The following is a 14,389-nucleotide window of genomic DNA, read 5'->3' on the forward strand; positions in this document are numbered from 1 at the left end:
CATCGCCCTGCCCGACGACCGATGACGCGACAACCACGCTTTGCCGCTTATCCACGCCGCAGTCCCTGGCTTGCCGGCCTTGCTCTCACGGTCCTCGCCGGACCCGCTCTGGCCGCCGACAGACTCAAGCTGATCCTCGACGACGACGTGCCGATGTTGCACCCGGCACAGCTGATGGCCTTGCAGTCGCCGCGCGTGGACGTGCTCGGCATCACCATCGTCAGCGGCTCCACCTGGCGCGACGAGAACGTGGCCCACGCGCTGCGCATGCTGGAGATCATCGATCGCCCCGAGGTGCCGGTCGTACCGGGTTCGGCATTCCCATTGGTCAATACCGAAAAGGAGACAGAACGCTGGGAGTCGCTGTTCGGCAAGCTGGTGTTCAAGGGTCCGTGGATGAAGCAATGGGTCGAGGACACCGTGCAGACCGCACCGAACTACCACGCACACGATGTCGTACCCGACTTGCCGGAAGGCAATCCGAGCCTCGAAGCCTCCGATGAAATCGCGGCGAATTTCCTGATCCGCAAGGTTCGTGAATTTCCGGGCGAGGTCACGATCATCGCCACCGGTCCGCTGACCAATCTGGCGCTGGCGCAGCGGCTCGACCCCGAGTTCGCCGCCACGGCCAAGCAGCTGATCTACATGGGCGGCAGCATCAACCCGCGGCAGATGCGCGATTCGGTGTCCGCCGCGCAGTTCGCCCGTGAATTCATCAACACCCCGCGCCTGGAATTCAATTTCCGCTGGGACCCGGAAGCCGCGAGCATCACGCTGCGTGCGCCCTGGAAGAAGATCACGATGATTCCCGTGGACCCCTCGACCGCGACCGAACTCACGCCGAAGCTGGTCGAGCGCATGAGCGCCGCCGGCACGCCGCTGTCGAAGGCCTTCCAGGACCATCTGGAAACCGGCTTTCCCTTGTGGGACGAAATCGCCACAGCGGTGTGGCTGGACCCGTCGATCATCACGAAAAGCAGTCCGCTCTACGTGGACGTGGACACCAGTTTCAGTGCCGGCTACGGCCAGACCTTGTCATGGTCCGAGCACTACCAGCCGGGACTCGGCGAACAGCTTCAGACCGTGGTGCGGGCAATCGACGTGGAGCGGCTTGAGAACATGATGGTGGAACTGATGAACCGTCCATTGCAACGCGGAACATCGGAACAGTACTGAAAAGCTGCCTCGCGCAAAGACGCCAGGGCACAAAGAAAACGCCGAAGAACAGACGGGCAAGCGGTGCTTGTACCTCGGAACAAATCCTTCGCGTCTTTGCGTCTTTGCGCGAGCCCCGCTTTTGGCCGTCGCCCGGCCAACGCCAAACCCTGGATCAGAGCTTCAGCACCAGCTTGCCGATGTGCGCGCTGCTTTCCATCATGCGGTGCGCCTCGGCCGCGTCATCCAGCGCGAAGATCTGGTGGATCACCGGTTTGAGCTGTCCGCTCTCGATCAGCGGCCAGACCCGCTGACGCAGCTGCGCGGCAATCGCGGCCTTGAATGCCACCGAGCGCGGTCGCAGCGTCGAACCGCTCACCGACAGGCGACGGCTCATGATCTTGCCCAGGTTCACGGTGGCGCGAGCGCCGCCGAGCAGGGCGATGATCACGATTCGGCCATCTTCCGCGAGGCAGTCGATCTCGCGCGGAACGTAATCCCCGGCCACCATGTCGAGAATCACATCAACGCCGCGACCGCCGGTGTGCTCGCGAACCACGGCGACGAAATCCTGTTCCCGATAGTTGATCGCCGTGGCGCCAAGCGATTCGCAGGCCTGACACTTTTCAGCGCTGCCCGCCGTGGCGAACACCGGATGACCAAGCGCGCTGGCGATCTGGATCGCCGTCACGCCGATGCCGCTGCTGCCGCCCTGCACCAACAGCGATTCGCCCGGCGCCAGCGCCGCGCGGTCGAAGACATTGCTCCACACCGTAAAGCAGGTTTCCGGCAAAACGGCCGCCTGAATCTCGTCCAGACCGTCCGGAATCGGAAGACACACGCCGTTGTCCGCGAGACAGTACTCGGCATAGCCGCCGCCGTGGACCAGGGCGCAAACCCGGTCGCCGACGGCGAAACCGGAGTCACCGCAGTCGCCGTCAACGATCGTGCCTGCCACTTCCAGGCCCGGCAGATCGGAGGCTCCCGGCGGCGGCGGATAGGCACCCATGCGCTGAAACACGTCGGGCCGGTTCACGCCGGCAGCGGCGACCCGAATCAGCACCTGAGCCGGTCCGGGAGTCGGGCGCGGTCGCTCGCAGGCCTTCAGCACCTCCGGCCCACCCGGTTCGCTGATCTCGATCGCCTTCATGGTCTGGCTCATTACTTTACGTGCTCCTCTGCGGGGACAGGACATATTCGTGTCATGCACGGAGTCCAGACTCTACCGGTTCTACTCGCCGGACCCTCCAAACGTGTCGGAATCGCCGCGCTCCATCGTCTCATTGCTGATCGAGGTTCGTCCGATCTCGCCGGTCACGAGCATCGCCGAGGCCGCCGACCTGCTGCTGGGCAATGAATACGATCGCCTGCTGTGCCTGCCAATCGTGTCCAACGGCACGGTGGTCGGTGTACTCAGCCGCAATCAGTTGAACCAGATTTTCATGCATCGCTACGGTCGCGAATTGTACGGCCGCCGAACTGTCTCCAGCGTGATGAATCGCGAACCGCTGATCGTGAGAATCGACGATTCGCTCGAAGACGCCGCGGCCTATGTCGGCGCGCGTCTGCAATCGCCGATCACTGAGGACTTCGTGATCGTGCGCGATCAACGCTACCTCGGCGTCGGACTGGTGCTGGATCTGCTCTCGGCGATCCAGAAACAGCTGGTCGACAGCCGCAGCGACGTCTCGCGCGCCTACGACAGCCTCAAGGCCTCGCAGGCCGCGCTGGTTCAGTCCGAAAAGATGGCCTCGCTCGGTCAGATGGTGGCCGGCGTTGCGCACGAGATCAACACGCCACTGGGCTATGTGCGCAACAACGTGGAAATGTTCGCGCTGACGCTGGACGCGCTTGCCGAAACCATCGAGCACAGCGAGAGCCTGCTGCAACTGCTGCGCGAAGGCAGCGCCGACGAAGCCGAATTTGCACAGCGCCTGGGCGCGGCCACCGAATCGCTTGCGGGCATCCGCGAAAGCGTCTTGATCGACGACACCCGCGAACTGCTGACGGACACCCTGTTCGGAGCCGACTCGATCCGCGACCTGGTGCTGGGGCTGCGCGACTTCTCGCGTCTCGATCAGGCGCCCGTGGACGCCGTCGATCTGCATGCCTGCATCGAACAGGCGCTGACCATCGCCAACAACGCGATCAAGAGCCGGGTACAGGTGATCCGTCGCTTCGGCACGCTGCCGACGGTGAGCTGCTCGCCTTCGCAGATCAATCAGGTACTGCTCAATCTCATCGTCAATGCGTCACAGGCGATCGAGCATGACCAGGGCAAGCTGCTGATCAAGACCTCCGACGAAGACGGCTGGGCACGAATCTCGATCCAGGACAACGGCAAGGGCATTGCGCCGGAGCACCTGAAGCGCATCTTCGACCCGTTCTTCACCACCAAGCCCGTGGGCGAAGGCACCGGCCTGGGGCTGTCGATCTGCTACCAGATCGTGCAGGCCCACGGCGGCCGCATCGACGTGGTGTCCGAACCCGGGCGCGGTACGCGCTTCGTGATAAGCCTGCCGCAATCGCAGCCAGGCCAGTCGGCTCAGGCCGCATGAATACCCTGACCACCAAACCGACGGTACTGCTGGTCGACGACGAAGAACGCATCCTGCGTTCGCTGTCGATGCTGTTCCGGCTTCAGTTCAAGATCCACGCCACGACCAACCCGCAGCAGGCCATCGCCATCGCACGCAGCGAGCCGGTGCACGTCGTGGTCTCGGACCAGCGCATGCCGCAGATGCTCGGCGCCGATCTGCTGCGCGAGATTCGAGCCGTCTCGCCAAACAGCATGCGGCTGCTGCTGACCGGATATTCCGAGTATGAGGCCGTGGTGGCGAGCATCAACGAAGGCGAAGTGTTTCGCTTCATCGCCAAACCGTGGGATGCGGTCGAATTGCGCAGCAGCGTGCTTCAAGCGGCCGAGATCGCGATGAATCTGAGCGAGCAGGCCGCCGTCGAACCAGCCCGAGCGATGACCGCAGCGCCAGCGGGCGTGCTGGTCATCGACACCGACCCGGCGACCGAGCAGAGCGTGCGCGAGATCGTGGGTGCGTCGCGACCGGTCTACGGCGCCACCTCACTGGACGAGGGCTTCGAATGTCTAGCCCGGCACGATGTCGCGGTGCTGATCAGCGAACTGTTCGTCAACGGTGATGCCCTGACGGGCGCGCTGCAGATGCTCAAGGCCCAGCACCCCGAGGTGGTGACGCTGGTGCTGACCTCGTTTCGCGACGTATCCACGCTGGTCGGACTGATCAATGGCGCCCAGGTCTACCGGTTTCTGCCGAAGCCGCTGCGCAAGGGACCGCTGTCGATGAGTTTGCAGTCCGCGCTGAATCACCGGCAGACGCTTCATGCGCAGCCGCGGCTGGCGCAACGCCACGCGGTCCAGATAACGCCTGGCGAAGGCGATCCAAGCATTGCCCGCAAGGTGATGAGCTATCTGTCGCGCCTGCGCGCACGCGGCCTGGGATCGTCCTAGGACCGCGACACGGCGGTTTCGGAACAAACCGTAGCCCGGAGAAGCGCAGCGGAATCCGGGAGCAAGGTTTCACAATGTCGCCCGGCGCCCGGACTTGGGATGACGGGCCTGGGTGGCAAGCTCCAGGGCGGCATTCATTTCTGGTCGGGGCTCATGGCTTTATGCTGAGCAGACAGCTGGCTGACAACACAGGGCGGCGCCAATGTCCCTCGATAGCAGACCCCAGTATCATCGGCATGCAGCAGCGGGTGCCGACCGAGCATTGATCGAGCTACGGCACAGTCCGTGGCCGCCGCGAGTCCGCGCTCAGGAGTCGAAGACATCCAAGACACGAACGAGGCGGACCGACTCACGCTTACTCGGCGCAAGCTGCTGGTCGCCGGCGCAGCTTCAGCGACAGCGGCCGCGGCGCCGCCCATCGGCATGAGCCAGAACGCTGCCCCGCCGCCCACCGCGACCACGTCGCTGCAGGTCAACGGCAAGACCCGGAAACTGGTGCTCGATACGCGCACGACCCTGCTCGACGCCTTGCGCGAGCAGCTGCGGCTGACCGGCACCAAGAAGGGCTGCGACCATGGGCAATGCGGCGCCTGTACCGTGCTCGTCGACGGACGGCGCATCAACGCCTGCCTGACGCTGGCGGTCATGCACGAGGGCGCCAGCATCACCACGATCGAGGGGCTCGGCACCCCGGGCGCGCTGCATCCGATGCAGGCCGCGTTCGTCCGGCACGACGGCTATCAATGCGGATACTGCACGCCGGGCCAGATCTGTTCGGCCGTGGCGGTGCTCGAGGAAATCAGAGACGGCATTCCGAGTCATGTCAGCCCGGACCTGAACGCCGCGCCGCGCCTCAGCCTCGACGAGGTCCGCGAGCGGATGAGCGGCAACCTCTGCCGCTGCGGCGCCTATTCCAACATCATCGAGGCGATTTTCGACGTGGCCGGGGAATCGGCATGAAGGCGTTTACCTACGAACGCGCGAACACGCCGGCCGAAGCCGCCGCGGCGGCCGCGCGCACGCCCGGCGCCAGCTTCATCGCGGGCGGCACCAATTTGCTCGACCTGATGAAACTGGAGATCGAAGCGCCCACGCATTTGATCGACATCAATCCGCTGGGGCTGGACCGCATCGAGCCGAGCGAGGATGGCGGCCTGCGTATCGGGGCGCTGGTCCGCAACACCGATCTGGCGGCCGATACGCGTGTGCGCCGGGACTACGCAGTGCTGTCGCGCGCGCTGCTGGCGGGCGCCTCCGGGCAGCTGCGCAACAAGGCGACCACTGCCGGAAATCTGCTGCAGCGTACGCGCTGCCCGTACTTCTACGATCCGAATCAGGCGTGCAACAAGCGCCTGCCCGGCAGCGGCTGTTCGGCCATCGGCGGCGTCAGCCGGCAGCTGGGCGTGATCGGCGGCAGCGAGGCCTGCATCGCCACGCATCCCAGCGACATGGCGGTGGCCATGCGCGTGCTCGATGCCCGCGTGGAAACCGTGAAGCCGGACGGCAGTCGCCGCGACATTCCGATCGCGGACCTGCATCGCCTGCCCGGACAGACGCCGCATATCGAAAACACGCTGGAACGCGGCGAGTTGATCACGGCCGTGACGCTACCCAGGCCTCTCGGCGGCGTTCAGCTCTACCGCAAGGTCCGGGATCGTTCGTCGTATGCCTTCGCGCTGGTCTCGGTCGCGGCGGTGGTGCAGCGCGACGGCAGCGGCCGCGTCGCCCTGGGCGGGGTGGCGGCCAAACCCTGGCGTGTCGAGGCGGCGGAAGCGGAAATGCCGCAAGGCGCCAAAGCGGTGGCGGCACGGCTCATGAACGGCGCGACACCCACACCGCAAAGCCGGTTCAAACTGACCCTGGTCGAACGCACGCTCGGCGCCGTGATGGCGCAGGCGAGGTCGGCATGAAGTTCGAGACGCCCGCCACCACCAATCCGATCGACCGGCTCAAGCTCATCGGCAAGCCTACCGACCGGATCGACGGTCCGGCCAAGACCACCGGCACCGCGCCTTACGCCTACGAGCATCACGATGCCGTGCCGCATCAGGCGTACGGCTACGTCGTCGGCGCGGCGATCGCCAAAGGTCGAATCAAGTCCATGGATACGTCCCGTGCCCTGGCTGCATCCGGCGTGCTGGCGGTGGTGACCTCCGCCAATGCCGGCGATCTCGGCAAGGGCCGCTTCAATACCGCAAGACTGCTAGCCGGCCCAGACGTCCAGCATTACCACCAGGCGATCGCGCTGGTGGTGGCCGAAACCTTCGAGCAGGCGCGGTCCGCCGCCCAGTTGCTGGACGTGTCCTACACCCGCGATCAGGGCGTGTTCGATCTGGCCGCGGCACGGGATACCGCCGTGCCGTCCGACGAACAGCAGGACGTCGCGGTCGGCGACTTCGCGAGCGCCTTGGCCGCATCGGCGGTCCGGTTCGATGAAAGCTACACGACCCCGGATCACAGCCACGCGATGATGGAACCGCACGCGACGATCGCGGCCTGGGAGGGCGAGAAGCTGACGCTCTGGACCTCGAACCAGATGATCAACTGGAGCCGGGGCGATGTCGCCAGGACACTGGGTCTGTCCAAAGACAATGTCCGCCTGATTTCGCCCTATATCGGCGGCGGCTTCGGTGGCAAGCTTTTCATCCGTGCCGACCTCATTCTTGCCGCGCTGGGCGCGCGCGCCGCGAAACGGACGGTCAAACTCAGCCTCACGCGTCCGCTGATCTTCAACAACACCACGCATCGGCCGGCGACCATTCAACGCATCCGGATCGGCGCCGGCCACGACGGCAGGATCACCGCCATCGGCCACGAATGCTGGTCCGGCAACCTTCCGGGGGGCGACATCGAGAATGCGATCCAACAGACACGGCGGCTCTACGCCGGCGCCCATCGCATGATGGCGGCACGCTTGGCCACGCTGGATCTTCCGGAGGGCAACGCGATGCGTGCCCCGGGCGAAGCGCCGGGACTGATGGCCCTGGAAATCGCCATGGACGAGATGGCCGAAAGGCTCGGGCTGGACCCGATCGAATTCCGCGTGCTCAACGACACCCAGGTCGATCCTGAAAACCCGCAGCGTCCCTTCTCCCAGCGCCAGCTCATTGCCTGTCTGCGCAACGGCGCCGAGCGCTTTGGCTGGAACCGGCGACAGCGCAAACCCGCCAGCGTCCGGGACGGTGGCTGGCTCATCGGCATGGGCGTCGCCGCCGCATTCCGCAACAATCTGCTGACGAAATCCGGCGCGCGCGTGCGCCTCGGGGGCGACGGCATGGTGACGGTCGAAACCGACATGACCGACATCGGCACCGGTTCGTACACGATCATCGCGCAGACCGCCGCCGAGACCCTGGGGCTGCCGCTCGACCGGATCAAGGTGCGCCTCGGCGATTCGGACTTTCCGGTATCGGCCGGCTCCGGCGGTCAATGGGGCGCGAACAACTCCACGTCCGGCGTCTACGCCGCCTGCATGAAACTGCGGGAAACGGTGGCCCGGACTTTGGGGTTCGATCCGACCGAAACCGATTTCAGCGACGGGCGGGTGCGTGCGGGAAACCGGGACGCGGCGCTCGCGGACGCCGCCCGCGACGGCGAACTCGTGGCCGAGGACCGCATCGAGTACGGCGACCTCGACGAGCAGTATCAGCAGTCCACCTTCGGCGCGCACTTCGTTGAAGTCGCGGTCGACGCCATGACCTCGGAAATCCGCATCCGCCGCATGCTCGCCGTCTGCGCCGCCGGGCGCATCCTGAATCCCAAGGCCGCCCGTAGCCAGGTCATCGGCGCCATGACCATGGGTGCCGGCGCTGCCCTGATGGAGGAGTTGGCCATCGACAAGCGATTCGGCTACTTCGTCAATCATGATCTCGCGGGCTACGAAGTGCCGGTGCACGCGGACATCCCGCATCAGGACGTCATATTCCTCGACGAGGTCGACCCGATTTCGTCCCCGATGAAAGCCAAGGGTGTCGGAGAACTGGGAATCTGCGGCGTCGCCGCCGCGGTCGCCAACGCCATCTACAACGCCACCGGCGTCCGCGTCCGCGACTACCCGATCACGCTCGACAAACTGATCGACCGGCTGCCGGACAGCGTGTAAGCGCAGCTAGCACGCTGTTTCAATAATAGATTTACATCACTGCTGTCCGGTAAACTGTCACCGTAACCACGTAACCCCGCTCGCTCCCTACGGCAGCATCGGTGCGGCGGGCGCTGCCCGATTCACTGCGCTTCGCGCACCGCCTTGAACTCCGAGCCTTCCTTCCAGGTCGGAATGTCCTCGCTGTCGGCCACATGCTGGCCGATCTCGAACAGCAGTTGCTGATCGGCGACCATGCCGGACAGGTCCCAATCCGGCTTCACTTCGTCGGAGACGGAGTGGTAGTCATTGGCGGTGTATTCCTTCATCTTCTGCTCGCCGTAGCCCTTGGGTTTGCCGATCACGTCCACGCCGCCGTCCGCGTACAGCGCGGGAATGCCGACCTTGGCGAACTCGAACTGGTCGGATCGGTAGTAGAAGCCCTTCTCGGGCGCGGTGTCGGGCACGATCTCGCGCTCGTGTGAGGCCGCGATCTCCTCGGCGATGTCCTCCAGGCTGTTCTGTCCGTAGCCGATGATCTGCACGTCGCGGGTTGCGCCGAAGGGATTCATCGCGTCCATGTTGAGCATCGCCACGGTGTCCGCAACCGGATACAGCGGGTTCTGCGCGTAGTGCTTGGAGCCGAGCAGCCCCTGTTCCTCGGCGGTCACGGCCAGAAACAGAATCGAGCGCTTCGGGGCTTGCGGCAGGGCCTTGTAGGCTTGCGCGATTTCCAGCAGGCCGGCGGTGCCGGAGGCGTTGTCGACGGCGCCGTTGAAGATCTGGTCGCCTTCCAGGTCCGGGTTGCGGCCCAGGTGATCCCAATGGCCGCTGTAGACCACGTACTGGTTCTTGAGCGTGGCGTCACTGCCTTCGATACGGGCGATCACGTTCTGTGAGTCGACTTCACGGACCGTATTGTCGATGCGCGCGGTGACGGTGGCCGAGTCCAGCGGCACCGGCTTGAAGTCGCGGCTCACGGCCTGTTTCTTCAGTGCGTCGAAGTCCTGACCGGCCGCCGAGAACAGCTCGTGGGCGCGGTCCAGCGTGATCCAGCCCTGCACCGGCACGCGGTCCATGTTCTTGTTGCTGGCGGCGAGTTCGAACTGCTCGCCGGTCCAGCTGTGTTCGACCACGCTCCAGGGATAGCTGGCCGGTTCGGTCTCGTGGACGATGATCACGGCGGCGGCGCCGAGCTTGGAAGCGATGTCGTATTTGTAGGTCCAGCGACCGTAGTAGGTCATGGCCTGGCCGCCGAACACCTCCGAATCCAGTTCACCGTCCTCGCCGCTGACCGGCGGATCGTTGATCAGCATGACCAGGGCCTTGCCCTTGGGATCGATGCCCTTGTAGTCGTTCCAGTCGTATTCCGGTGCCTGCACGCCGTAGCCGACGAACACCAGCGGCACCTCCTCGACCGAAACCTCATCGGTGAACTGCGCGGTGGTGGCCACGAAATCGCTGCCACGCTGCATTTCGATCGGTTTGTCGCCGACCGTGAACTGCATCGTCGGCTGACCGGTGATGCCGACCAGGGGCACCGCCTGGGTGTAGCTGCCGTCGGGGTTGCCGGGCGCCAGCCCCAATCTCTTGAACTGTTCGACGAGGTAGGCCACCGTTTTCTCGCCGCCGGGCGTGCCGGGCAGGCGGCCTTCGAACTCGTCCGAGGACAGCTGCTTGATGTACTTGAGCAGGTCGTCCGTATCGATCTGCGATTCGGCGTCGTTCGCGACCGCCATCACCGGTGCCTCGGCCGGTTCGGTCTGGCTGACGGATTCGCCCCCGTCGCTGGAGTGCTCGCAGGCGGTGAGGCTCAGCAGCGTCAACAGTGCCACGCCAGTGTAGGTTTTGGTCGTCATGGTCATTCTCCGGTCCAGCGTTTGATCCAGGCTTCGACGGCGCGATGCCATTGCACGCTGTTGTGGGGCTTGAGCACCCAATGGTTTTCGTCGGGGTAATACAGGAACTGGCTCGGGATGTTCTGGCGCTGCAGGGCGGTGAAGGCCGACAACCCCTGTTCCAGCGGCACGCGGTAGTCGAGCCCGCCCTGAATCACCATCATCGGTGTCTTCCAGCGCTCGACCCGCGTCGCCGGATTGAAGCGCTCGTAGGCGTCCGGCTTTTCGTAGTAGGGGCCGCCGTTTTCCCATTCCGGGAACCACAGCTCCTCGGTGCTGTAGTACATCGAGCGCGCATCGAATACGCCGTCGTGGTTGACCAGGCACCGGAAGGCGTCCGGCCATTGGCCGGCGATCCAGTTGATCATGTAACCGCCGTAGGACGCGCCCAGGGCGCAGGCCTTGTCGCCGTCGAGAAAGGAATATTCCTGCAGTGCGTAGGCCCAGCCCTTCTGCAGGTCGGCCAGCGGCTTGCCGCCCCAGTCGCGCGAGATGGCGTCGGTGAAGGCCTGGCCGTAGCCGGTGGAGCCGTGGAAGTCGATGAATACCACCGCGAAGCCGGCGCCAGCGTAGGTCTGCGGATTCCAGCGATAGTGGAAGTGATTGCCCATGCTGCCCTGCGGGCCGCCGTGGATGATGAAGGCCACCGGGTACTTCCGGCCTTTTTTGTAGCCCGCTGGCTTGACCACGTAGCCGTGGACTTCGTCGTCGTTCCAGCCCTTGAACGAGAACTGCTCGTAGTCACCGAACTCGATGTCCGCCAGGCGTTCGGCGTTGAGCTTGGTGATGGGCTTGGGTTTGCCGGAACCGCTGATGCGGTAGACCTGCGCCGGCGAGTCGAGATTGTCCATCGTCAGCACGATTTGCCCGGTGCCCACGTCGAAATTGCCGACCGAACCATCCTTGCTCAGGGCGCTGACGCGCTGGCTGGCGACGCCGATCGCAAACAATCGATGCTGGCCGAGATCGTCGGCCGTGGTGTAGAGCGTCTTGCCGTCCGGCGAAACCTGTAGCGCGCCGGCCGAACGATCCCAGGTGGCGCCGATTTCCCGCGTGGAGCCCTTGTCCAGATCCAGGGCCACGATGCCGTAGCGGTCGGCCTCGAAACCGGGGCGCTTCATGGCACGGTAGTACAGGGTTTTGCCGTCCGGCGAGTACAGCGGGCCGGCATCCCAGGCCTGGTTCATGGCCGTGTGGTTGCTTGGCGCGGCGCTGCCGTCGACTGCGACCGTGTAGATATCGAAGTTGGTGGACCAGGGCTCGCCCTGCTTGAGCCGGGCCGAAAACGCCAGGGTCCGCGAATCCGGCGAGAACGCCGGTTCGGTGATGTCGGCGTCGAGCGTGGAGGACAGCGCGACGGGTTCGCCAAGGCCGTCGTCCTTGAGTGTGGCCGAGAACAGCTGGGTATTGCGGCCGTCTTCCCAGGTATCCCAGTGACGCACGAAGATGCGCTGATACATCACGCCGCTGACGGGGTCCTCGTCGGCGGACTTGATGCGCGCGGCGGTGCAGGCGAGGTTCGTGCAGTCCGCAAACACATCGATCAACAAAGCGAGCTGCTTGCCGTCCGGCGCGATCAGGAAGCTGCCGATGTCGACCGGCAATTCACTGAGCGTTTCGGCATCCTCGCCAGGAACCACGCGCCACAGTTGCTGCGAGCCGTCCTTTGCCGCGAGGAAATAAACGGCGCTGCCATCGGGCGCCCACTGCGCGTCATGCGCACCGAGGCTGGCCGGCGTGATGCGTTGCGGTGTGGCCTTGCCGTTTGCGAGTGACAGCGTCCACAGGCTGTTGAGCCCCTTGTCGGCATCGAAGTCGGTTTCGCGCAGCTGGTAGACCAGCGACTCGCCGTCGGGCGCCAGCTGGGGGCTGCTGACACGATCGAAGCGAACCTGATCGTCAATCGAATAGGGATGGGTCGCCGCCGTGGCGATTGAGGCGGTGAGGCTCAGCGCGGCAGCCGAAACAATGCGCAGCATGGGGATTCCGGGTATTGGGGCTTCGCGGATGGTACGCGCCGAATCCGGGCCTGCAAAACCGAAGCTTGGGTAAAAGCGGTACGGCGGCGTGCGCTCGGTATACTCCGGGCAAAGTTATTGCTTGCCGGGGATTCATGTCGACGTCCATTGCTGCCGCATCACGCGGCCAAACGTTTTTGGGTCATCCCATCGGGCTCTATATCTGCTTCGGCACGGAGCTGTGGGAACGCTTCTCGTTCTACGGGATGAAGTACCTGCTGGTGCTCTATCTCACCAAGTACCATCTGTTCACCGACAAGGACGGGCTCGACGTGCTCGGCGCCTATGCCGGCCTGGCCTACGCCGCGCCGGTACTCGGCGGCATGCTCGCCGACCGCTACCTGGGCATGCGCAAGGCCGTGACCTTCGGTGGCCTGCTGCTGGTGCTGGGGCATCTGGGCCTCGCCATCGAAGGCACCCAGGCCTACATCGAGAACGGTACCGTCATCCGTGATACCGGCGCCTTGCAGATGTTCTATTTCTCGCTGGCATTGGTGATTACCGGTGTCGGCTTTCTCAAACCGAACATCTCCACCATCGTCGGTCAGCTCTATGAACAGGGCGATTCGCGGCGCGATGCCGGTTTCACCATCTTCTACATGGGCATCAACATCGGTTCGTTCTCGGCGACGCTGCTGTGCGGCTGGCTGGGTGAAACCTATGGCTGGCGCTACGGCTTCGGCGCTGCCGGCATCGGCATGCTGTTCGGACTGGTGTGGTTCCTGTGGGGCCAGCGCTATCTGCACGGTGCCGCCGAGCCGCACGACCCCGAGAAGCTGCGGGCCAAGGTGTTCGGCTTCATGTCGCGCGAATGGCTGATCTATGCCGGCTCGATCGCCGCGCTGTTCGTGATCTGGCGCTTGGTGCAGTTCAATCCGGTGGTGCATACCGCGCTGAACCTGCTGGCGCTGGGCTTCCTGGTCTGGTTTACCTGGTTCGTGACGATGCGCTGCGATGCACAGCAACGCAGCCGCATGATCGTGCTGGCGGTGCTGACGATCTCCACCGTGGTGTTCTGGGCCTTGTTCGAGCAGTCCTCGGCATCGATGACCCTGTACGCGGATCGGGTGCTTGATCGGGAGGCATTCGGGTTCACCTTCACGGCGGTGCAGATTGGCTCGCTCAACGCCTTCTTCATTTTCACTGTGGCACCTTTCTTCGCGATTTTGTGGCAATACCTCGGCAAGCGCGGCTGGGAGCCGAGTACGCCGGTGAAGTTCGCGCTGGGCATCGCCCAGGCTGGCCTGGGATTCGGCATGCTGGTCTACGGCGCGCAGCATCCGGACGAACTCGGCAAGGTCGCGTTGATCTGGATGGTGTTGGCCTATTTCTTCCACACCACCGGCGAGCTGTGCCTGTCACCGGTCGGTTTGTCGGCTGTGACCAAGCTGGCCGTGCCCTCGGTGGTCGGCGTGATGATGGGCGCCTGGTTCCTGGCCACGGCCTACGCGGAATTCATGGCCGCGCTGATCTCCAAGCTCGCCTCGGTGGATACCACCGCGGGTGCGGTCGCCGACATCGGTGTGGCGCTGGCGACCTATACCGAGTTGTTCGGCAAGCTGTTCTGGATTGGAATCGGTACCGGAGCGGTGCTGCTGGCGCTGTCGCCGCTGTTGCGCAAGGGCATGCGCGGCATCCACTGAGCATTGGCCGGTTCGGTCAAGGCCCGTCCGCGCAACAGCGCGGACGGGCTTTTTTCATGCAGTGGCGCCGGTGGCTCTGGCTGGAACCGGCGGAACGGGGTACGGTCGAA

Annotated in this window: 10 protein-coding genes; 7 read left to right on the forward strand and 3 right to left on the reverse strand. The window is 64.6% G+C overall.

Annotated features, from left to right (window positions below):
• The first annotated feature begins 21 nt into the window (after positions 1-21).
• Complete coding sequence (locus RM530_RS09195) at positions 22-1,176, forward strand: nucleoside hydrolase (RefSeq protein WP_311364929.1); 1,155 nt, start codon at positions 22-24, stop codon at positions 1,174-1,176.
• A gap of 154 nt (positions 1,177-1,330) precedes the next feature.
• On the opposite strand, the gene RM530_RS09200 is transcribed toward RM530_RS09195, so the two are convergent.
• Positions 1,331-2,305 (reverse strand): NAD(P)H-quinone oxidoreductase, encoded by a 975-nt coding sequence (locus RM530_RS09200; protein WP_349256210.1) that lies wholly within the window; start codon positions 2,303-2,305, stop codon positions 1,331-1,333.
• Between the two features lie 103 nt (positions 2,306-2,408).
• Between RM530_RS09200 and RM530_RS09205 the strand changes: the two genes are divergently transcribed.
• The 5 genes from RM530_RS09205 to paoC all read left to right on the forward strand — a co-directional run bounded on the left by RM530_RS09205 (position 2,409) and on the right by paoC (position 8,741).
• Positions 2,409-3,713, forward strand: coding sequence for a sensor histidine kinase (locus tag RM530_RS09205; protein ID WP_311364931.1), 1,305 nt, complete (start codon positions 2,409-2,411; stop codon positions 3,711-3,713).
• Entirely contained in the window at positions 3,710-4,639 is a 930-nt protein-coding gene (locus RM530_RS09210) for a response regulator (protein WP_311364932.1), read from the forward strand. The genes RM530_RS09205 and RM530_RS09210 overlap by 4 nt, the downstream gene beginning before the upstream one ends.
• A gap of 285 nt (positions 4,640-4,924) precedes the next feature.
• Positions 4,925-5,599, forward strand: a complete 675-nt coding sequence (gene paoA / locus RM530_RS09215) for an aldehyde dehydrogenase iron-sulfur subunit PaoA (protein ID WP_311364933.1) — start codon at positions 4,925-4,927, stop codon at positions 5,597-5,599.
• Entirely contained in the window at positions 5,596-6,549 is a 954-nt protein-coding gene (locus RM530_RS09220) for an FAD binding domain-containing protein (RefSeq protein WP_311364934.1), read from the forward strand. The genes paoA and RM530_RS09220 overlap by 4 nt, the downstream gene beginning before the upstream one ends.
• Positions 6,546-8,741, forward strand: coding sequence for an aldehyde oxidoreductase molybdenum-binding subunit PaoC (gene paoC / locus RM530_RS09225; protein ID WP_311364935.1), 2,196 nt, complete (start codon positions 6,546-6,548; stop codon positions 8,739-8,741). The genes RM530_RS09220 and paoC overlap by 4 nt, the downstream gene beginning before the upstream one ends.
• A gap of 122 nt (positions 8,742-8,863) precedes the next feature.
• On the opposite strand, the gene RM530_RS09230 is transcribed toward paoC, so the two are convergent.
• Together RM530_RS09230 and RM530_RS09235 are read right to left on the reverse strand one after the other, a co-directional pair.
• Positions 8,864-10,579: a M28 family metallopeptidase gene (locus RM530_RS09230; RefSeq protein ID WP_311364936.1), complete on the reverse strand. Its 1,716-nt coding sequence runs from the start codon at positions 10,577-10,579 to the stop codon at positions 8,864-8,866.
• 2 nt (positions 10,580-10,581) lie between these two features.
• Complete coding sequence (locus tag RM530_RS09235) at positions 10,582-12,597, reverse strand: S9 family peptidase (RefSeq protein WP_311364937.1); 2,016 nt, start codon at positions 12,595-12,597, stop codon at positions 10,582-10,584.
• Positions 12,598-12,731: 134 nt separating this feature from the next.
• On the opposite strand from RM530_RS09235, the gene RM530_RS09240 reads away from it, so the two are divergent.
• Positions 12,732-14,279, forward strand: a complete 1,548-nt coding sequence (locus RM530_RS09240; protein WP_349256207.1) for a peptide MFS transporter — start codon at positions 12,732-12,734, stop codon at positions 14,277-14,279.
• The last annotated feature ends 110 nt before the right edge of the window (positions 14,280-14,389 follow it).

Origin of the sequence: Banduia mediterranea (assembly GCF_031846245.1) — a bacterium.
GTDB lineage: Bacteria > Pseudomonadota > Gammaproteobacteria > Nevskiales > Nevskiaceae > Banduia > Banduia mediterranea.

Excerpts from the sequence above, each read along its gene's own strand:
- RM530_RS09195 (WP_311364929.1), top strand. The coding sequence starts at position 22 with ATGACGCGACAACCACGCTTTGCCGCTTATCCACGCCGCAGTCCCTGG.
- RM530_RS09200 (WP_349256210.1), bottom strand. The coding sequence starts at position 2,305 with ATGAAGGCGATCGAGATCAGCGAACCGGGTGGGCCGGAGGTGCTGAAG.
- RM530_RS09210 (WP_311364932.1), top strand. The coding sequence starts at position 3,710 with ATGAATACCCTGACCACCAAACCGACGGTACTGCTGGTCGACGACGAA.
- RM530_RS09220 (WP_311364934.1), top strand. The coding sequence starts at position 5,596 with ATGAAGGCGTTTACCTACGAACGCGCGAACACGCCGGCCGAAGCCGCC.
- paoC (WP_311364935.1), top strand. The coding sequence starts at position 6,546 with ATGAAGTTCGAGACGCCCGCCACCACCAATCCGATCGACCGGCTCAAG.
- RM530_RS09230 (WP_311364936.1), bottom strand. The coding sequence starts at position 10,579 with ATGACGACCAAAACCTACACTGGCGTGGCACTGTTGACGCTGCTGAGC.
- RM530_RS09235 (WP_311364937.1), bottom strand. The coding sequence starts at position 12,597 with ATGCTGCGCATTGTTTCGGCTGCCGCGCTGAGCCTCACCGCCTCAATC.
- RM530_RS09240 (WP_349256207.1), top strand. The coding sequence starts at position 12,732 with ATGTCGACGTCCATTGCTGCCGCATCACGCGGCCAAACGTTTTTGGGT.